The organism is Paraburkholderia lebeckiae, assembly GCF_014201005.1.
Taxonomy (GTDB): domain Bacteria; phylum Pseudomonadota; class Gammaproteobacteria; order Burkholderiales; family Burkholderiaceae; genus Paraburkholderia; species Paraburkholderia tuberum.
Genome location: NZ_JACHDK010000003.1, coordinates 13,927 through 31,284 on the forward strand (window position 1 = coordinate 13,927; position 17,358 = coordinate 31,284).

Genomic DNA, 17,358 nt, shown 5'->3' on the forward strand with positions numbered 1-17,358 from the left:
CAAGAGTGAAACGAATGCATCCCTACAAGAAATTGCGCGTACCGCGCAATCGGCTCGAACGCCGCGCCGCAAAACGCATACACGCGAAGGCGCTGGCGCGCGCCGGTAAGAGCCAGGCACAGGCAGCAGCAGCCGTGTCGCGGCTTCATGCCGACGGCTATGCCCTTATGTGGTACGCGTGTGCTTGCGGCCACCGCGAGCGCATCTGGAACAGCCGCGACGATGTCGTCCCGTACATGGTGCCTTGTCCGTCGTGTGGCCGCACGAGCCTCGCGCATGTCGAATTCGAGCGCGACGAGGTATCCAAGCGCTACCAGCCGCACGAAGGGCAACGCGTATTCGTGGACATGGCGCGAGATCAGGCGGAACAGATCATCGAGCGTGCATTCGCTCGGCTCGGGCTGAACCACGACCATCCGAAGTTTGCATCGTCCGTCGACGAGTTACTGGGACACGCATCCAGCGACTCGCCGCTGCTTGCCGTCGCAGGCGATATCGCATGGTATGCGCCTCACACGGAGGCCGTGGAATGACCGCCGAGAAGTACATTTTCGTGACGGCGAACGGCCGCACGCAACGCATGCGGAATCCGATCGCCCTGCGCGCCGATATCGTCGCATTGCTTACCCGCGAAGGCGCGATGGGCAAGCGCTCCATTATCAACACGCTTTCTGTCGGCCAGGATTCAGTTGCCCACGCCCTCGACTGTCTACTCGCAGAGGGCGTCGTGGAACGGTACCGCACCATGAGCGTTCGCAATCGGATGGATCAGCTCTGGTGCATCGCGGGCCAGTCCCCGGTCAAGCAGTACGTACGGTTCAACGGCGCCGAAACGCTCGCAGCATTTCAGCGCGCCGCCGCCGTGTCGCCGGTATTAGGGGGTGCGCTGTGAGCGAGAACAGCAGAATCGAGTGGACGGATCACACGTTTAATCCGTGGGAAGGCTGCCAGAAGGTCGGACCCGGCTGCGACCACTGCTATGCGGAGACGCGCAATGCGCGCTTCGGAGGTGGCACCGCGATCAACTGGGGCCCGGGCGCACCGCGCCGCCGTACGTCGGCGGCGAACTGGCGAAAGCCGCTCGCGTGGAACGCCGCGCACCGCGAGTTCTTCGCCGCGCACGGGCGGCGTCAGCGCGTTTTCTGCGCCTCGCTCGCCGATGTATTCGACAACGCGGTCGATCCGGCATGGCGCCGCGATCTGTTCGACCTCATCGAACTCACACCTAACCTGAACTGGTTGCTCCTCACGAAGCGCATCGGCAATGTGTTCGAGATGGTCGCGCGCGCACGCTCGCATGACTGGCTTGCAGGGCGCGACAACGTCTGGCTCGGCGCGACGATCGTCAACCAGTCCGAAGCTGACCGGGACATTCCGAAGCTGCTCGAGGTACCGGCGCGTGTGCGCTTCCTGAGCATGGAGCCGATGCTTGGACCGGTCAGCCTGGACAGGCTTGCACACGGAGACGAGTCTGATCTTGACGCTTTGCGCGGCCAGATTGTCTACACGCCGCAGCATGTTGCGATCCGACCGCGAAACATTGGGGCGCGCGTGGATTGGGTGATTTGCGGCGGCGAAAGCGGCAATGGCGCGCGCCCGATGCATCCCGATTGGGCTCGCTCGCTGCGCGACCAATGCGCGACGGCCGGCGTGCCGTTCTTGTTTAAGCAATGGGGGGAATGGGCCGATGCGGACACGTGCATCGGGGGAGACTGGCCGGTCAGCGTTTGGTCAGACGATGCTATCAGTGCCCGCGTCGGCAAGAAAGCTGCGGGCCGCGAGCTCGACGGCTGCACGCATGACGAATTCCCCGGAGGTGCGGCATGAAGGCGCTGTCCATCCGCCAGCCCTGGGCATGGCTCATCGTGCGCCCCGATCTAACGGGCCCTGCTCGCGCGACCGCGATCGCCGCCGGCATCCTGAAGGACATCGAAAACCGCGGTTGGCCGACGAAGGTCCGTGGGCGCGTGCTGATTCACGCGTCGAGGGGCATGACTCGTGCCGAGTACGAAGCAGCGCAGGATCCCCTATGGTCCGTCGGGGGACCGTCGATCGAACTGCCGCCGTTTGACCAGCTCCAACGCGGTGGGATAGTCGGCGTCGTGACGATCGATGAGTGCATCCATCCCGCCGATCGCACGTCGCGTTGGCACGTCGACGGCGCTTTCGGTTTCCATCTGGCCGACGCGAAGCCGTTACCGTTCGTGGAATGCAAAGGCGCGCTGAATTTTTTCGACGTGCCGCCCGACGTCGCCGCGCAACTGCGGCAGATGCACGAGTTGGGGGCTATCTGATGCCGTGCATTCCCTTCCGCCTGCCCGACGGCACATCGGGAATCGTCTGCACGCGCGACCGGCGTACGGAGCGACGCTGCTCGGTCGATAGCTGCCGTGCGCCGAGCGGATACCAGTGCGACTTTCCGGTTAGCCGCGGCAAAACCTGCGACCGGCACCTGTGCGCCGCGCACGCGCGCGAGATCGCACCCGACGTCCATTACTGCCCGCGCCACTTCGACGTGTGGAACGCGTATCGCGATGCGGGCGGCATCAAGCGTGACCAGATCGACGCCGCACCGCTCGAACAATTGAAATTGCCTTGAAAACGGAGATGCAGCCGTGCAGTCCCTAACACTGACCGAAGAAGAGATTGTCGAGGCAACTGGCTACCGCCAGCGATGCCGCCAGCTCACCGCGCTCAAGCGTGCAGGTATCCCGGCCGACCAGCGTCCCGACGGCAGCGTGCGGGTCTGGCGACACCACATCACCGGTGTTCCTGCTGCCAAACCGAGACCAGCCAAGGAGCACCCTCAATTAACCTCTGATATGAAAACGACCTGACATGATCGGCAGACGCAAAAAACCATCCCCGCTTCCCGCACGCGTGTACGAAAAACACGGCTCGTGGTGGTTCGTCGATACCAACCGGAAATGGCATCGGCTCTGCCGGGTGACTGACGGCATCGTGCGCCTATACGAGAGGCTCGCCGCGTTCACTCGCGAATCCGACAGCAGCAGCCGGGCGTTGAATACGATGCCAGCACTCGTCGACGACTGGATGGCGGTCAAACTGTCGGGCTATTCGGCCAAGACGCGCGGCCAGTACCAGCGTATGGCTCACTTCATCAAGTCGGAATTTGGTCCCCAATGGCTCATCGAGGACGTGCGACCGGCCGATATCGCGCGGTTTCTCGACAAGCACTTCGCCACCAAGCCGAACACAGCGAACAAATACAAGGCGTTGATGTCACTCCTGTTCGTGCATGCAGTGCGCAAAGGCCTGCGGGACCGGAACCCGGCGCGCGAGGTAGAAGGCGCGAAGGAGAAAAAGCGCGACCGGTACATCACCGATGACGAGCTCGATGCAATTCGCGCGGCCGCGCTCGTTGACAATCACCGTCGCCCTGCGGCGTCCGGACGCACGCTTGTCTGCCTGATCGACCTCGCCTACCAGACTGCCCAGCGCTTCGGCGACCTGCTGGCGCTGAACTGGCAGAACGTATCGGAGGAAGGCGTCTACTTCCACCCGAGCAAGACAGTCAACAGCAGCGGCGTGCGCCTGCTGATCGAGATGACACCCGACCTGCGCGCCACCCTCGACGCGGCCAAGGCCGGCAAGATCAAGGCAATCGGCCCTGTTATCTGCACGCACGCCGGCGGCCGGTACACGTACATCGGCGCGCAGTCTGCGTGGCGGCGCGCGATCGAGCGGGCGAGAAAGTGGTATGAGGAAGAGTGCGCCAACGCGACGCCACCCAGGGCCGCCGATCCGATGTTCCTGAACGGGATGCACTTTCATGACCTGCGCGCCAAAGCTCTAACTGACAAGCGCCGACAAGAAGGTGCCGACGCCGCCCAGGCACTCGCGGGCCATACGACCGCGCAGATGACCGCGCACTACACCAAAGCGCGCGAGGTGGAACGGGTTCAACCTGTGCCACTCAAGCGCGCAAGTTAGACACCCCCGGTCAAGTTAGACAATCGGCAATTTTAGAACCGGCTGAAAGCCCTGCCGCGCAAGGCTTTCCTACTGAAACGCCACCTCGGCGAAACTGCGCAGCTTGCGGCTATGCAATCGATGCAGCCCATTCATCCTGAGCAATTCCATCGCCTTCACGCCGATCTGCAGATGCTGATCGACCTGCGCGCGATAGAACTGATCGGCCATGCCCGGCAGCTTCAGCTCGCCATGCAGCGGCTTGTCCGACACGCACAGCAACGTGCCGTAAGGCACGCGGAAGCGGAAGCCGTTCGCGGCGATCGTCGCGCTTTCCATATCGAGCGCGATTGCACGGCTTTGCGACAGCCGCTGCACCGGCTCGCGATGATCGCGCAGCTCCCAGTTGCGATTGTCGACGCTCGCCACCGTGCCCGTGCGCATCACGCGCTTCAGCTCGACGCCGTCGAGCTGCGTGACCTGCGCGACCGCGCGCTCGAGCGCGACCTGCACTTCGGCGAGCGCCGGGATCGGCACCCACAGCGGCAGATCGGCATCGAGCACATGATCTTCGCGCACATAGCCGTGCGCGAGCACGTAGTCGCCGAGACGCTGCGTGTTGCGCAGTCCCGCGCAGTGGCCGAGCATGATCCACGCATGCGGACGCAGCACCCCGATGTGATCGGTGATGGTCTTCGCATTCGACGGCCCGACCCCAATGTTGACCATCGTGATGCCGCTGCCGTCCGCGCGTTTCAGGTGATAGGCGGGCATCTGCGGCAGACGTGGCGGCGGCGTGCCCTCCTGCGCCTGCTCGCCGAGATTCTCGTTGTAGGTGATGACGTCGCCGGGCTCCACGAATGATGTGTATTCGCTGCGATAGGCGCGCAATTCCTCGTCGTCGGTACGGGCCATCATGCCTCGGCCGAGCTTGACGAATTCGTCGATATAGAACTGGTAGTTGGTGTACAGCACGTAGTTCTGCACATGCGTCGGCGAGGTCGCCGTGTAGTGCTTCAGCCGATGCAGTGAAAAATCGACGCGCGCCGCCGTGAACAACGCGAGCGGATGCGGCTCGCCCGGCAGCGGCTCGTACGTGCCGTTGACGATGCGGTCGTCGAGCAGCGCGAGGTCCGGTGTATCGAAGATGTCGCGCATCAGGAACAGGCGCTCGCGGTCCAGATCGCCTTCGAGGTGGATGCCCTCGGCGAACGCGAAATGAATCGGAATCGGCTGGTCCGACACACCGACCTCGATCTGCACATGATGATTCTTCGCCAGCAGCCGCAGTTGCTCGCGATAGTAGTTGCCGAACAGATCTGGCCGCGTGACGGTCGTCTCGAACACGCCCGGCCCCGCGACGAAGCCGTACGAGCGGCGTGAATCGACGTGCGTGTTGACCTCGGTACGCACTTGCACGAACGGATAGCAGGCGCGCACGCGATGGTCGAACTGCTCGTTGCGGCGATAGCGCGCGAACGCATCGCGCAGGAACGACGTGTTTGCCTCGTAGATCGCGGCGAGGCGGGTGACGGCCTCGGCCGCGTCGTCGAAGCCTTCGGTTGGGAAGCTGTTGGCGGGAGTCTGCACCGTGCGCTGATTGATATCGTTGTTGATCATCATCGTTCTCCCTTTTGATGAGACGACATTACCACGGAACCCGCTGTTGCCAAATGTCGGCTGCGACGCTTGCAACAGCGCCCGCGAGAACGCACGCAGGTTGCGCGAAAGCGGCGCAAAATAAGGCTTCGCGCCCGTACGTCAGGCCGGATTTGCTAGAATCTCGGCTCCCAATCGGAGAATCACCATGAAGCTGCTCCTTCCCATCGCTGTTGCGCTGGCTCTTGCCTTCGGCAACGCCGCGATGGCTGCCCAGCCCGTCGACGAACCGCCGGCCGCCGGCGTGCCCCAGTCCGCCGATGAACGGGCCGGTCTGCCGGACCTGGACAAGATCAATCGTCCGGGCGCAGAGGTCAGCTCGAAGGTCGACATCAACGTTCCGCGCACGCCGAGCTTTCACGAAGTCAGCCCGAACGGCACCGAAATCACTGAATTCCGCGACAAGGGCAAGCCGGTCGAAATCAACGTGCAATCGAATTTCGGCACCCGCTACCAGATGAGCGCGTCGCCCGACACGTCGCCCACCGTCCACGACAGCGGCAAGCCCAGTACGCGCTTGCCATCGGTGAATCTCCACTATTGATCGGTACGAAAGCGGCACGCCGGCAACGGCGGCCGCTGCGCGATGAACCCGCGCTGAATGCGGCGACGCTTACACTTCGCCGTTCCGCATTCGTCGCCCGCTCCGCCACATTCGTTTGTCTCACCTCGCACTGGCCGCACCGCGCCAGCCCGAACAACCTGATCCGACGTTTCCGCATGGCCGTCTTCACCGCTGTCAACGAATCCCAACTCGCAGAATGGATGAGTCACTACGATCTCGGCGATGTCGTCGAGTTTCGCGGCATTTCGTCCGGCATTGAAAACAGCAACTTCTTTCTGACGACGACGCGCGGCGAATACGTGCTGACCATTTTCGAAAAGCTGACAGCTGAACAACTGCCGTTCTATCTGGACCTGATGCGGCATCTTGCCGCGCATCGCGTGCCGGTACCGGATCCGATGCCGCGTCTCGACGGCGCGCTGTTCGGCATGCTGCTCGGCAAACCCGCGACCATCGTGACGAAGCTCGAAGGCGCACCCGAACTCTCGCCGGGCGTCGAGCATTGCGTCGAGGTCGGCCAGATGCTCGCGCGCCTGCACCTCGCGGGCCGCGACTATCCGCGCTATCAGCCGAACCTGCGCAGCCTGCCTTGGTGGCGCCAAACCGTGCCGACGATTTTGCCGTATCTGGAAGGCGAGCAGCGCGATCTGCTGGCGTCCGAGCTTGCGCATCAGGAAGCGTTCTTCGCCTCCGCCGATTACGCGGCAATGCCCGCTGGCCCATGCCACGCCGACCTGTTCCGCGACAACGCGATGTTCGCTCACGCTGCACCCGACACCGGCCACGAAGTGCGGCTCGGTGGTTTCTTCGATTTCTATTTCGCCGGCTGCGACAAGTGGCTGTTCGACGTCGCGGTGACGGTCAACGACTGGTGCGTCGACCTCGCGACCGGCAAGCTCGACGCCGAGCGCACCGAGGCGCTGTTGCGCGCATATCAGACGGTGCGGCCGTTCACCGTCGAGGAAAACCATCACTGGGGCGACATGCTGCGTGCGGGCGCATACCGATTCTGGGTCTCGCGCCTGTATGATTTTCATTTGCCGCGCGCGGCCGAACTGCTGAAGCCGCACGACCCCGGTCATTTCGAACGCATTCTGCGCGAGCGCCTGCAGGGCGTCGCGAATCCAGGCATCCATACCTCATGCAACTGATCGAAGTCCCCGCGAAAACCGGCTATGTGTGGTTCCGCCAGGGTATCTGGCTGTTCCGCAAGAATCCGCTCGCCTTTCTGACGCTGTTCTTCACGTATTTGCTCGTGATGACGCTCGTGTCGCAGATTCCGGTGGTCGGCGGCGTGTTGCCGCTATTGTTCATTCCCGGTGTCGCGGTCGGCTTCATGGCCGCATGCCGCAACACGATCGCGGGCAAACCGGTGTTTCCGACCATCCTTGTCGACGGCTTTCACTCGTATGGCCCGGTGGTCGCGCGGCGGCTGCTCGTGCTCGGCGTGCTGTATGTCATCGCCATGGCGCTCGTGCTGGCCGGCTCGGCGCTCGCCGACGGCGGCATGCTACTGAAGGTAATGCTCGGCAGCGCGTCGATGGATGAGAACACGATCGCCAACAGCAATATCCCGCTCGCGGTGATCACCGCGCTCGCGTTCTACATACCGGTCGCGATGCTGTTCTGGTTCTCGCCCATCCTCGCCGCCTGGCACGACGTGCCGCCTGTCAAGGCGATGTTCTTCAGCGTCGTCAGTTGCTGGCGCAATCGCGGCGCTTTCGTCGTATTCGCCGCGCTGTGGTTCGCAGTCGCAACAGTCGTGTCGATCGGCCTGTCCGCGCTGATGCAGGCGCTCGGCGCGGCCGACTTCGCGTTCGCGATCCTGATGCCCGCGACGATGATCGTCACGACCATGCTGTACTGCTCGTTCTACGCGACCTATCGCGGCTGCTTCGGCGTGCAGACGCCGCAAACGCCGGATCTGCCGACCACGCCGGCGGCCTGATCTGTCGTTCCCGCGCGGGAGCCGTTCTGGCGCCCGCGCGCGCCGCGTGTTCCGCGCGGACCTTCCCGACGTCTCTGTCGACACACCTGTTCCCGACGCACGGCATCCTGAATCGACTTGCGGCACAATGGTTTGCGTGCAATCCATTTGCACGCTCTTTTCGCCGAGATGAATCATGACCCAGCGCCCCGCTCTCCCCTTTACGCTCGACGAGCAACTATGCTTCGCGCTCTACTCGACCTCGCTCGCGATGACGAAAGCGTACAAGCCGCTGCTCGAAAAGCTCGGACTCACGTATCCACAGTATCTGGCGATGCTCGTGCTGTGGGAAACCGACGACGTCACCGTCAAGGACATGGCCGCGCGCCTGAATCTCGATCCGGCGACGGTCACGCCGCTGCTCAAGCGCCTCGAAGCGCAGGGACTCGTCGGGCGCGCGCGCGGCACCGACGATGAGCGCCTCGTCTACATTCGCCTGACGGGCGCGGGCAAGGCGCTCAAGCGTCAGGCGCGCGACGTGCCCGGCGAAATCTTCTGCGCGACGCAGCAGACGGCGGACTTCCTGCTGCGTCTGCGCGACGACCTCACACGCCTGCGCACGACGCTCAACGACTTCATGGACCAGTAGTGCGATAACTGAAAAGGACTAGTTCCGGTTCCATCGCAAAATTCATTTGCACACAAATAATTTGCGTACTATCGTGGTCACATGCCGCTTCGCTAGCGCTTCGCCAGACCGGCGAACCGCCAGCCAGCGGCAAACATGCCAACCCTGACACCCCAGACTAGGAGCTGCATCATGAACATCCTCTACAAGGCAAGCGCAACGAGCACCGGCGGCCGCGACGGCCGCGCCGTATCGTCGGACAATGCATTGGACGTGAAGCTGGCGGCACCGCGTGAACTCGGCGGAAATGGCGCAGCAGGCACGAATCCCGAACAGCTCTTTGCAGCCGGCTACTCGGCCTGTTTCCTGAGCGCCATGAAGTTTGTCGCCGGCCAGCGCAAACAGGCCCTGCCGGCCGATACGCAGGTTTCCGCCGACGTCGGCATCGGTCCGAACGACACGGGCGGCTTCGCGCTCGACATCGACCTGCGCATCACTTTGCCGGGTCTGGCTGCGGACGCTGCCAGGGAACTGGTGGATGCAGCGCACCAGGTCTGCCCGTACTCGAACGCTACGCGTAACAACGTCGCGGTTCGTCTGCACGTCGCTTGAGGTCAGGTCGGCCGTTGCGCCGATCAGCAATGCTCAAGAAGAACCGCTCACGGCGCATTACCCGGTGCCGCGCCCGGCCCTATCGTGCAGGGTGCGGGCGCCACCCGCTCCTCGCGAAAGGCGCGCCGTTCAAGCGGGAATACGAGCAGTTGGGGCTGGGAAAAAGGTCGCTCGGCCGACGCAGCGTTCGCCGCCTGGTGCGACGGCCGCACCGGCTATCCGCTCGTCGATGCCGCGATGCTGCAGTTGAACCAGACCGGCTATAAGCACAACCGTCTGCGGATGGTCACGGCAAGCTTCCTCGCGAAGGATCTCGGCATCGACTGGCGGCTCGGCGAGCGATACTTCGCCGATTTGCTGAACGACTTCGATTTCCCGGCGAACAACGGCGGCTGGCAGTGGGCCGCCTCGACCGGCTGCGGCGCGCAACTTCACTTCCGTATTTTCAATCCGGTCACACGATCCGAAAAATTCGACCCCGACGGTCGCTTTATCAAACGATATCTACCGCAGCTCGCGAAGTTGCCGGCAAAATGGATTCCCGCGCTGTGGCTGGCCGGCGCGGAGCGGCTCGCGGTATTCGGTGCATGGTACTGGGGGGAATCATCCCGAACGGATCGTCGACCACGCACAGGCCCGCGAGCGCACACTGGTCTGATACGGAAAGTGAGTGCCTGCTCACATTACTGAATAAGAAGGTCTGAAGGGGGTGAAGATGCGCCGTCTGCCGTCGCTGCTCGTGTTTTTGATCCTGACGCTGGCGGCCGGCTGGGCCGCGAGTCTGTCTCTGCCGGACGCGTGGTACACGGGCCTGCAAAAGCCCGTGTTCAATCCGCCGAATTGGGTTTTCCCACCGGTCTGGACCGTACTTTACGTGCTGATGGCGTTTTCCGCGTGGCGCGTGTGGAAGCGCGACGGCCTGACCGCGGCGATCGTACTGTGGGTCGTGCAACTGGTGTTCAACGCCGCGTGGATGTGGCTGTTTTTCGGCCTGCATCGGCCGGAGACGGCGTTGATCGACATCCTGATTCTGCTGCTGCTGATCGTGATGCTGACGTACGTGTTCTGGCGGCGCGATCGCCTCGCGGGCATTCTGCTCATGCCGTATGTCGTGTGGGTCGCATACGCCGCGCTTTTGAACTATGCGTTGTGGCAGCTGAATCCGGCTGCTTGAGCGGAGCCTGCCAAGCGGGCGCGAAGGCCGCGCGATGAGTAAAGGGAGCGCGCGATACGGGCAATAGCCTTGATGGCCAACCCCAAACACCAGCGCCTCACCACGCGCCGATGTTCCGATTGCTGACGGCCTGTTGCCGATTCCAGGCAGTCGGCTTAGCCGTAGTGCTGGCTCATCCACGACGGCTGACGCACGTTCGTCTCTTGATCGAGCTTGCGCATGCGGAATTCGAGGTCGTAGAGATCGGTCGCTTCAGCGAGATAGGCGTCAGCGCGCTCCTTCGCGAGCTGGTCCGGCGACTTGGTCAGAAACAGGAACAGGCGGCTGATCAGATACATGGTTCACCTCGGCAATGATGGATAGGCGTTTACGCCTAGGGGATAACCCGTATTATAGGGAAAACCCTGATTTAACGCCACTGCTCATTTTCGAGGTGTTGCTCGGACGTCACCGCCCGACCGACGATGCCGCCAATCCTTCCGCGATGCGGCCCGCGTCCGTGCGACGCTGATGCCGGAAAAATTCCCACAGCATGGCGCTCGCGTCCGGGCCCTTGGACGAATGGAAGGGCAGCGCATCGTCGCCGCCAGCCCATGCGTGACCCAGCCCCTGCACACGACAAACCCGCACCACGCGCCGCCCGCCGCGCAGATAGTCGCGCATCACGACGCCATTTTTGCGGTCTTCGCGCGTCTCGCCGGTTTTGCGCGCGCCGCTTGCATCAATGAGGCGGTTCAGACGCAGGAACTGTGTCGCCAACTGGTCCGCGTTGACGGGCGCCACCACATGGTCGGCATCGCCGTGGACGATCAATGCCGGCATGCCCGGGTATTGCGCGACGTTCGTGGTTTCGTCGACGAGTTCCACCGGCTCACGACGCGCGCCGCGGCGCATCACGTCCATCGCGGTAATGCCGGAGCGCGCCTCGCCGAAAGCGGGGCCGGAATGCAGCGCGACCGCTGCGAAATGCCCGGGGTACTTGACGGCCAATAGCGCGGTCAGCCCCGCGCCCGCCGAAATCCCCGCCACGTAGACACGCGCGCGGTCAAAGCCGTGTTGCTCGACCAGCGAATCCACCAGCGACACGACCGCGCGCGCTTCCGCGCCGCCGGCGTTATCGCCGGCATCGTACCAATGCCAGCAGCGGTGCGAGTGCGCGTGCTTCGATTGCTCCGGATACACGACCGCGAAGCCGTAGCGGTCGGCGAGCAGGTTCATGCGCGTACCCTCGGCGAATTCGTCGATCGACTGCGTGCAGCCATGCAGCATCACGACCAGCGGCATCGCCTCATGCGCGTGTCCGGACGGGATATAGAGCCCGTACTGCAGGTGATTGACCAGCCGGCCCGGCGCGGCCGGCGCGGAATGGAACGAGCGCGTCCACGCGCCGCTCGCCCACGCGGCCGCGCGTGGACGCACGCGCGACTCGCGCGGCGCTTCGCGTTTCATCGGCATGCGTAGCGCGGCAGCCGGCTTCAGTGGATGAGCCTTGCTCGACGGTTTGGTGGTGGCGGCGCGAACCGGTCGCGCCTGCGCTCGCTTGGCGGTTTTTTGCGCGTGTTCGGTTTGGATCGCGAGCAGGCGCTTGAAACCGCGCAGCCAGATTTTCGACAGGCTTTTTGCCATCGGCGATAACCTCGCAAAAGAGATAAATGCGGATCCCAAAACTGCGGATCGGATAAAGTTGTGCAATGCACAATAACATCATTTTTCCTGCGGTGCTGAACAGCAGCGCCGCCCTTCCTGCCCATTCCGATCGTCGCGAACCTTGCCGGGGACCTGTCGTCAAACCACGTCAACAGCCGTTCGGCAACCCACATTCGGCGTGCAAAAGCGCTGTGCGCCGCAAGACCGTCGCGCGACACCCGACTATACTGGCGGTTGATCTCCCGACGTGTCGATCCGGGCCGCATCGGCGTTTCGTGCCGGCCGCGCGCCGATTTCCACCAACCCGATTTCACGCGACCCGCGTCGCGCTCCCGCCATGCCCGATTTACCAATCCACCTGTGGTATTCGATCACCAGCCTCGGCGGCGCCGGCCTGACGCTGCCGCTCGCGCTCGCCATCGCGCTGTGGTTGGCGGTCGGCTACTCGTGGCGGCTCGCGGCCTGCTGGCTCGCGCTGCTCGGGACGGCGATCGGCGTCGTGACCGTGACCAAGCTCGCCTTCCTCGGCTGGGGCGTCGGCGTGCGCGAGCTCGATTTCACCGGCGTCAGCGGTCACTCCATGCTGTCCACGGCCGTCTATCCGGTCGCGCTGTTTTTGATGCTATTGCCCGCGCGCCGCGCCGTCCGGCTGCTCGGCGTGCTCGGGGGGCTTGCCGCCGGCCTGGCGGTGGGCTTGTCGCGCGTCGTGCTGAGCGCGCATTCGCCGTCCGAAGCCGTGACTGGCTGCCTCGTCGGCGCGCTCGCCGCGCTCGTGTTCGTGCGCATCGCGTGGAATGCGGAGCCGGGCCGGCTGTCGGCGCTCCCGGTCGCCGTCAGCCTGATGGTGCTGGCAATCCTGATGCACGGCGTGCACGTGCCCACGCAGCGCTGGGTCACGCATATCGCATTGAAGGTGTCCGGCCACGACCGGCCGTTCATTCGCGCGATATGGCGGTCCCCACGCGACATCCGACCGTCGGCCGCGCCGCTGTCGCAAACGCGCAATACGCTCGAGCCGATGCGCGCGTTGGACATCTGAGCACGCTGCGCCGGCCCTTCCGCCGCGTTTTCAAGCTTCCTTTTACAGTTTCGTAGCACTTTGCTCGCGCTTCACGCCATACGTGAAGCGCTGCGCCGAATCGACCGTTTCGCGCACCGCTATAACCGCGCATATATTACGATAGCGTTTTTAAGCCACCGCTTCCCGTTCACGTCAGACTCCAGGTCCTTCATGACACCCTCTTGCCATCTGAAGCAGTACGCGCTGTGCGTCGCAGCAGCCGCCGCCCTCGCGATCAGCGTGGATGCCCACGCCGATGAACTGGTGGTCTCGGCCGCCGCCAGCCTGACCAACGCGTTCAAGGCGGTCGGCGACGCGTTCGAGCAACAGCATCCGGGCACCAAGGTTCTGTTGAACTTCGGCGCGTCCGACGTGCTGATGCAACAAATCGTCAAAGGCGCGCCCGCCGACGTATTCGCGTCCGCGGATCAGAAGGCAATGGACAAGGCCGCCGCCGAAAAGGTGATCGTGCCGTCGACGCGGCGCGACTTCGCCGCCAACTCGCTGGTGTTGATCGTGCCAGCCGACAGCCATTTCGCGCCCGCCAACCTCAACGCGCTGACGACCGCGAACGTCAAGCGCGTCGCGTTCGGCGATCCGGCCTCGGTGCCGGTTGGCCGCTACACGCAGGACGCGCTTCAGGCCGCCGGCGTGTGGGACGCGGTCAGCGCCAAGGCGGTGCTCGCGTCGAACGTGCGTCAGAGCCTTGATTACGTCGCGCGCGGCGAAGTCGACGCCGGCTTCGTGTTCGGCACCGATGCCGCGATCATGCCCGACAAGGTCAAGGTCGCGCTGAACCTGCCGACGCAAACGCCGATCAGCTATCCGATCGCGCAGCTCGAAGGCAGCCATCACGCGGCCGACGCGCAAGCCTTCATCGACTTCGTGCTGTCGCCGGCCGGCCAGGCGGTGCTCGCGAAGTACGGCTTCAGGCCGGCGCATTGATTCACGGGGAGTGCACACGCTCATGCAACAGGCCTGGGTTCCGCTGCTGCTATCGCTGAAGGTCGCAGGCTGGGCCACCGCGCTCAATCTCGTGCTCGGCGTCGCGGCCGCGCTTGGCCTGTCGCGCTGGCGCTCCGGCGCGCGCGACGTGATCGATTCGCTGCTGATGCTGCCGCTCGTGCTGCCGCCCACCGTGCTCGGCTACTACCTGCTCGTGCTGCTCGGCCGACGCGGCGTGATCGGCGCGTGGTTCGACCGCATCGACATCCAGCTCGTCTTCACGTGGCAGGGCGCGGTGATCGCGTCGACGGTGGTCGCGTTTCCGCTCGTTCTGAAGTCCGCGCGCGCCGCCTTTGAAGGCGTCGATCCGCAGTTGGAGCGCGCGGCGCGCACGCTCGGCGTCAGCGAAGCCGCGGTGTTTTTCCGCGTGACGCTGCCGCTCGCCGCGCGCGGCATCCTCGCGGGCGGTCTGCTCGCGTTCGCGCGCGCGCTCGGCGAATTCGGCGCGACGCTGATGATCGCGGGCAATCTGCCAGGCCGCACGCAGACACTGTCGGTCGCGGTCTATTCCGCGGTGCAGGCCGGCGACGACAGCACCGCCAACTTCCTCGTGCTCGTGACATCGGTCGCGTGCGTGACGATCCTGCTGCTTGCGGGGCGTCTCGTGCCGCAGCACACGCTTCTGAGAGCCCGCTGACATGCCGCTCAACGTCGCCATCCGCAAGACCTTCGAGACCGCCGAGCGGCGTTTCACGCTCGACGTCGCGTTTAGCGCGAGCACGCAGCGGCTCGTGCTGTTCGGGCCGTCGGGCGCGGGCAAGAGCCTGACCTTGCAGGCGATCGCCGGCTTGCTGCGGCCCGATGAAGGGACCATCACGCTGCACGGCACCACCTTGTTCGATAGCGCGGTCGGCATCGATCAGAAGCCGCAGGCGCGCGAGATCGCGTATCTGTTTCAGGACTACGCGCTGTTTCCGCATCTGAACGTGCGGCAGAACATCGGCTTCGGGCTGCACCGGGGCTGGCTCAATCCGCGTGCGTGCGGCGCGCATGCGCAGGTCGATTACTGGCTCGATGCGCTCGAATTGAGGGGCGTGGCGGGCAATCACCCGGCGCAGCTGTCAGGCGGGCAGAAGCAGCGCGTGGCGCTCGCGCGCGCGCTGGTTTCACAGCCGCGCCTGCTGCTGCTCGACGAGCCGTTTTCCGCACTGGATAGCGAGTTGCGCCAGCGCATGCGGCGCGAGCTATCGGACCTGCAAACGCGGCTCGATATTCCGATGGTGCTGATCACGCACGATCCGGACGACGTCGCCGCATTCGGCGATCAGGTCGTGCAGGTCAGCGACGGCCGCGTGCGCGAGGATCATCCGTTCGCAGGATATGCGCGCAGCGAGGCGTCGCCTCGTTGAGCGGGCGGCATTGCGCCTTCGTTACGCCCCGGCAACCTCAATCCTTCACGCCAAGTATCACGCTCGACGCCTTGAACACCGCGACCGCGCTCGCGCCTTCCTGCAAACCGAGCATGTCGACGCTGCCATTGGTGACGACCGCCGTGACCACCGCGCCGCCTTCGAGCCCGAGCGACACTTCCGCGTTCACCGCGCCGCGCTTCACGCTGTGCACGGTGCCACGCAACTGATTGCGCGCCGACAGGTTCAACGGCGCACCGCGATCGCCATCACCCGGTACGAGCAAAACGACCCACGACGCCTTGATCAGCGCAAACGCCGCCACGCCGACCGCGAGCCCGAGGGCTTCGGTGCTCTCGTGCGTGAGCACGGCGACGATCGTGTGGCCGCCGGGCAGCGCGAGCGACACTTCGTCGTTGACGGTGCCGCGCTCGATCGCCGACACCGTGCCGTAGAACTGATTGCGCGCGCTTGTTTTCACGCCGATGCGGCCGATCAGGTCCCAGTCCGTCGCGAAGCCTTCGCCGATCGCCGCGCCGGCGCGTTCGAGAAAGCGCCGATGCTCGCGCTCGACCGCGCGAAACGTCTCGATCAGCTTCACCGCGCGCGGCGTCAGCGTCGTGCCGCCGCCGCCCTTGCCGCCGGTCAGACGCACGACGAGCGGTTCGCCGGCGAGGTTGTTCATCGTGTCGATGGCATCCCACGCGCCTTTGTAGCTGATGCCGACCGCCTTCGCCGCGCTCGTGATCGAGCCGGTCTCGCCAATCGCCGCAAGCAGCGCGATGCGGGCCGCGCCGCCGAGCGTCTGCGTGCCCGCCTGAAACCAGACGGAGCCGCCGAGTTCCAGGGCATCGCGGGGAGGATCGGGGCGGTCGATGGTCATGGCAGAGAGTGGCTGAGGGTACGAGGCAGGGCGGCGAATCATTATAGCGACGCGCTCTTCTACGGCTGGCCCCTACGCTTGCCGTTCACCACGGCACGACTCTGCCGAGGTAGTCGAGGTAATGCAAACCGGCACGGCCGTCGTATGCGTCGATCGTGCTGACCAGGTTCGGGATGCTTTCGTCGATGCTCAGACGCGCGTCCGGCCCGCCCATGTCGGTTCGCACCCAGCCGGGCGCCATCAGCAGCAGGGTTCTGGTATCGCTTCGATGACGTGCGGCAAAGCTGCGCATGAACATGTTGAGCGCGGCCTTGCTGCCGCGATAGACCTCGTAGTTGCCGTTCTCGTTGTTGGCGACGCTGCCCTGCCCCGACGACATCACGCCGATCGTGCCAGTCGGCCGAACGAGATCCTGCAGCGCCTCGACGACCCGCATCGGACTCAACGCGTTCGTCACCATCACGCGCACGAATTCGTCGGTCGATACATCCGCGATCGTTTCACTATCGTCGTTCTTGACGCCGGCGTTGACGAACAGCAGGTCGATCGGACGTCCTTCGAGGCGGCCCCGCAACGCGGCGACCTGTTCGGGCATCGTGATGTCGACCGTTTCGACTTCGAGTGCTTCATGTGACGCTTTTGCAAGCTGAAGGAGCCTGGTCGTGGAATTTTGTCTGCCGGTCGCGATGACTCGCCAGCCGCGCTTCAGATACTCCTCGACCATCGCGAAGCCGAGGCCGCGCGAGGCGCCGATCAGAAGCACGGTTTTTTGCTGGTTTGCGGGTTGCATGGAACGTTTCCTGTCGATGGACTCGGGTTGAAACCAGTCCAGGAAATATAGTCGCTCGTGATACAGGGCGGAAGATGCAATGCTTGCACTTACCGACCGTGAATCGTCGACAATGAGCAAGCGCAC

The 17,358-nt window shown here is 64.3% G+C and carries 22 protein-coding genes and 1 pseudogene; 18 read left to right on the forward strand and 5 right to left on the reverse strand.

Annotated features, from left to right (window positions below):
- Positions 1 to 14 precede the first annotated feature (14 nt).
- The 7 genes from HDG39_RS06565 to HDG39_RS34905 are packed head-to-tail and all read left to right on the forward strand — an operon-like array spanning position 15 to position 3,954.
- A complete protein-coding gene (locus HDG39_RS06565) occupies positions 15 to 533 on the forward strand; it encodes a hypothetical protein (RefSeq protein WP_184004250.1) in 519 nt (172 codons plus the stop codon).
- Positions 530 to 892, forward strand: coding sequence for a hypothetical protein (locus tag HDG39_RS34900; RefSeq protein ID WP_184004252.1), 363 nt, complete (start codon positions 530 to 532; stop codon positions 890 to 892). The genes HDG39_RS06565 and HDG39_RS34900 overlap by 4 nt, the downstream gene beginning before the upstream one ends.
- Positions 889 to 1,827 carry a phage Gp37/Gp68 family protein gene (locus HDG39_RS06575; RefSeq protein WP_184004254.1) on the forward strand — a complete coding sequence of 313 codons (939 nt, stop codon included), beginning with the start codon at positions 889 to 891 and terminating at the stop codon, positions 1,825 to 1,827. The genes HDG39_RS34900 and HDG39_RS06575 overlap by 4 nt, the downstream gene beginning before the upstream one ends.
- On the forward strand, positions 1,824 to 2,294 hold the full coding sequence (locus HDG39_RS06580; protein WP_184004256.1) for an ASCH domain-containing protein: 471 nt from the start codon (positions 1,824 to 1,826) through the stop codon (positions 2,292 to 2,294). Before HDG39_RS06575 ends, HDG39_RS06580 begins: the two co-directional genes overlap by 4 nt.
- Positions 2,294 to 2,599, forward strand: a complete 306-nt coding sequence (locus tag HDG39_RS06585; protein ID WP_184004258.1) for a hypothetical protein — start codon at positions 2,294 to 2,296, stop codon at positions 2,597 to 2,599. The genes HDG39_RS06580 and HDG39_RS06585 overlap by 1 nt, the downstream gene beginning before the upstream one ends.
- Before the next feature lie 16 nt (positions 2,600 to 2,615).
- Positions 2,616 to 2,837, forward strand: a complete 222-nt coding sequence (locus HDG39_RS06590; protein ID WP_184004260.1) for a DUF4224 domain-containing protein — start codon at positions 2,616 to 2,618, stop codon at positions 2,835 to 2,837.
- Position 2,838: 1 nt separating this feature from the next.
- Entirely contained in the window at positions 2,839 to 3,954 is a 1,116-nt protein-coding gene (locus tag HDG39_RS34905) for a tyrosine-type recombinase/integrase (protein WP_260327561.1), read from the forward strand.
- Positions 3,955 to 4,023: 69 nt separating this feature from the next.
- On the opposite strand, the gene HDG39_RS06600 is transcribed toward HDG39_RS34905, so the two are convergent.
- Positions 4,024 to 5,550, reverse strand: a complete 1,527-nt coding sequence (locus HDG39_RS06600) for an AMP nucleosidase (protein ID WP_409259161.1) — start codon at positions 5,548 to 5,550, stop codon at positions 4,024 to 4,026.
- 190 nt (positions 5,551 to 5,740) lie between these two features.
- On the opposite strand from HDG39_RS06600, the gene HDG39_RS06605 reads away from it, so the two are divergent.
- The 7 genes and pseudogenes from HDG39_RS06605 to HDG39_RS06635 all read left to right on the forward strand — a co-directional run bounded on the left by HDG39_RS06605 (position 5,741) and on the right by HDG39_RS06635 (position 10,498).
- The gene (locus HDG39_RS06605) at positions 5,741 to 6,136 is read left to right on the forward strand and encodes a hypothetical protein (RefSeq protein WP_184004262.1); all 396 of its coding nucleotides are present in this window, start codon (positions 5,741 to 5,743) and stop codon (positions 6,134 to 6,136) included.
- 176 nt (positions 6,137 to 6,312) lie between these two features.
- Positions 6,313 to 7,308 carry a homoserine kinase gene (locus HDG39_RS06610; RefSeq protein WP_184004264.1) on the forward strand — a complete coding sequence of 332 codons (996 nt, stop codon included), beginning with the start codon at positions 6,313 to 6,315 and terminating at the stop codon, positions 7,306 to 7,308.
- Complete coding sequence (locus tag HDG39_RS06615; protein WP_018424178.1) at positions 7,299 to 8,105, forward strand: BPSS1780 family membrane protein; 807 nt, start codon at positions 7,299 to 7,301, stop codon at positions 8,103 to 8,105. The genes HDG39_RS06610 and HDG39_RS06615 overlap by 10 nt, the downstream gene beginning before the upstream one ends.
- Positions 8,106 to 8,280: 175 nt before the next feature.
- Positions 8,281 to 8,733, forward strand: coding sequence for a MarR family winged helix-turn-helix transcriptional regulator (locus HDG39_RS06620; RefSeq protein ID WP_018424177.1), 453 nt, complete (start codon positions 8,281 to 8,283; stop codon positions 8,731 to 8,733).
- A gap of 171 nt (positions 8,734 to 8,904) precedes the next feature.
- Entirely contained in the window at positions 8,905 to 9,324 is a 420-nt protein-coding gene (locus HDG39_RS06625) for an organic hydroperoxide resistance protein (protein WP_184005195.1), read from the forward strand.
- 101 nt (positions 9,325 to 9,425) lie between these two features.
- Positions 9,426 to 9,982: pseudogene (locus HDG39_RS06630) on the forward strand (FAD-binding domain-containing protein); the annotation flags it as partial.
- Positions 9,983 to 10,039: 57 nt separating this feature from the next.
- The gene (locus tag HDG39_RS06635) at positions 10,040 to 10,498 is read left to right on the forward strand and encodes a TspO/MBR family protein (protein ID WP_184005196.1); all 459 of its coding nucleotides are present in this window, start codon (positions 10,040 to 10,042) and stop codon (positions 10,496 to 10,498) included.
- Between the two features lie 155 nt (positions 10,499 to 10,653).
- Here the strand turns inward: HDG39_RS06635 and HDG39_RS06640 are convergent, their stop codons facing one another.
- Together HDG39_RS06640 and HDG39_RS06645 are read right to left on the reverse strand one after the other, a co-directional pair.
- Entirely contained in the window at positions 10,654 to 10,836 is a 183-nt protein-coding gene (locus HDG39_RS06640) for a DUF3563 family protein (protein WP_018424173.1), read from the reverse strand.
- A gap of 109 nt (positions 10,837 to 10,945) precedes the next feature.
- A complete protein-coding gene (locus HDG39_RS06645; RefSeq protein ID WP_184004266.1) occupies positions 10,946 to 12,124 on the reverse strand; it encodes an extracellular catalytic domain type 1 short-chain-length polyhydroxyalkanoate depolymerase in 1,179 nt (392 codons plus the stop codon).
- Positions 12,125 to 12,482: 358 nt separating this feature from the next.
- On the opposite strand from HDG39_RS06645, the gene HDG39_RS06650 reads away from it, so the two are divergent.
- From HDG39_RS06650 to HDG39_RS06665, 4 genes are all read left to right on the forward strand, one after another.
- Entirely contained in the window at positions 12,483 to 13,184 is a 702-nt protein-coding gene (locus tag HDG39_RS06650; RefSeq protein WP_026226472.1) for a phosphatase PAP2 family protein, read from the forward strand.
- Between the two features lie 192 nt (positions 13,185 to 13,376).
- Positions 13,377 to 14,150, forward strand: a complete 774-nt coding sequence (gene modA / locus HDG39_RS06655) for a molybdate ABC transporter substrate-binding protein (protein ID WP_184004268.1) — start codon at positions 13,377 to 13,379, stop codon at positions 14,148 to 14,150.
- Positions 14,151 to 14,172: 22 nt separating this feature from the next.
- Positions 14,173 to 14,847 (forward strand): molybdate ABC transporter permease subunit, encoded by a 675-nt coding sequence (gene modB / locus HDG39_RS06660; protein WP_184004270.1) that lies wholly within the window; start codon positions 14,173 to 14,175, stop codon positions 14,845 to 14,847.
- 1 nt (position 14,848) lies between these two features.
- The gene (locus tag HDG39_RS06665) at positions 14,849 to 15,559 is read left to right on the forward strand and encodes a sulfate/molybdate ABC transporter ATP-binding protein (RefSeq protein WP_184004272.1); all 711 of its coding nucleotides are present in this window, start codon (positions 14,849 to 14,851) and stop codon (positions 15,557 to 15,559) included.
- A 37-nt stretch (positions 15,560 to 15,596) separates the two neighbouring features.
- Here HDG39_RS06665 and HDG39_RS06670 read toward each other — a convergent pair whose 3' ends face one another.
- Together HDG39_RS06670 and HDG39_RS06675 are read right to left on the reverse strand one after the other, a co-directional pair.
- Positions 15,597 to 16,442 carry a TOBE domain-containing protein gene (locus HDG39_RS06670; RefSeq protein ID WP_184004274.1) on the reverse strand — a complete coding sequence of 282 codons (846 nt, stop codon included), beginning with the start codon at positions 16,440 to 16,442 and terminating at the stop codon, positions 15,597 to 15,599.
- Between the two features lie 85 nt (positions 16,443 to 16,527).
- Entirely contained in the window at positions 16,528 to 17,232 is a 705-nt protein-coding gene (locus tag HDG39_RS06675) for an SDR family NAD(P)-dependent oxidoreductase (protein ID WP_018424166.1), read from the reverse strand.
- Positions 17,233 to 17,358: the final 126 nt, after the last annotated feature.

Coding starts and splice junctions, on each gene's coding strand:
- HDG39_RS06565 (WP_184004250.1), top strand. CDS start 15: ATGCATCCCTACAAGAAATTGCGCGTACCGCGCAATCGGCTCGAACGC.
- HDG39_RS34900 (WP_184004252.1), top strand. CDS start 530: ATGACCGCCGAGAAGTACATTTTCGTGACGGCGAACGGCCGCACGCAA.
- HDG39_RS06580 (WP_184004256.1), top strand. CDS start 1,824: ATGAAGGCGCTGTCCATCCGCCAGCCCTGGGCATGGCTCATCGTGCGC.
- HDG39_RS06585 (WP_184004258.1), top strand. CDS start 2,294: ATGCCGTGCATTCCCTTCCGCCTGCCCGACGGCACATCGGGAATCGTC.
- HDG39_RS34905 (WP_260327561.1), top strand. CDS start 2,839: ATGATCGGCAGACGCAAAAAACCATCCCCGCTTCCCGCACGCGTGTAC.
- HDG39_RS06605 (WP_184004262.1), top strand. CDS start 5,741: ATGAAGCTGCTCCTTCCCATCGCTGTTGCGCTGGCTCTTGCCTTCGGC.
- HDG39_RS06610 (WP_184004264.1), top strand. CDS start 6,313: ATGGCCGTCTTCACCGCTGTCAACGAATCCCAACTCGCAGAATGGATG.
- HDG39_RS06615 (WP_018424178.1), top strand. CDS start 7,299: ATGCAACTGATCGAAGTCCCCGCGAAAACCGGCTATGTGTGGTTCCGC.
- HDG39_RS06620 (WP_018424177.1), top strand. CDS start 8,281: ATGACCCAGCGCCCCGCTCTCCCCTTTACGCTCGACGAGCAACTATGC.
- HDG39_RS06625 (WP_184005195.1), top strand. CDS start 8,905: ATGAACATCCTCTACAAGGCAAGCGCAACGAGCACCGGCGGCCGCGAC.
- HDG39_RS06635 (WP_184005196.1), top strand. CDS start 10,040: ATGCGCCGTCTGCCGTCGCTGCTCGTGTTTTTGATCCTGACGCTGGCG.
- HDG39_RS06640 (WP_018424173.1), bottom strand. CDS start 10,836: ATGTATCTGATCAGCCGCCTGTTCCTGTTTCTGACCAAGTCGCCGGAC.
- HDG39_RS06645 (WP_184004266.1), bottom strand. CDS start 12,124: ATGGCAAAAAGCCTGTCGAAAATCTGGCTGCGCGGTTTCAAGCGCCTG.
- HDG39_RS06650 (WP_026226472.1), top strand. CDS start 12,483: ATGCCCGATTTACCAATCCACCTGTGGTATTCGATCACCAGCCTCGGC.
- modA (WP_184004268.1), top strand. CDS start 13,377: ATGACACCCTCTTGCCATCTGAAGCAGTACGCGCTGTGCGTCGCAGCA.
- modB (WP_184004270.1), top strand. CDS start 14,173: ATGCAACAGGCCTGGGTTCCGCTGCTGCTATCGCTGAAGGTCGCAGGC.
- HDG39_RS06665 (WP_184004272.1), top strand. CDS start 14,849: ATGCCGCTCAACGTCGCCATCCGCAAGACCTTCGAGACCGCCGAGCGG.
- HDG39_RS06670 (WP_184004274.1), bottom strand. CDS start 16,442: ATGACCATCGACCGCCCCGATCCTCCCCGCGATGCCCTGGAACTCGGC.
- HDG39_RS06675 (WP_018424166.1), bottom strand. CDS start 17,232: ATGCAACCCGCAAACCAGCAAAAAACCGTGCTTCTGATCGGCGCCTCG.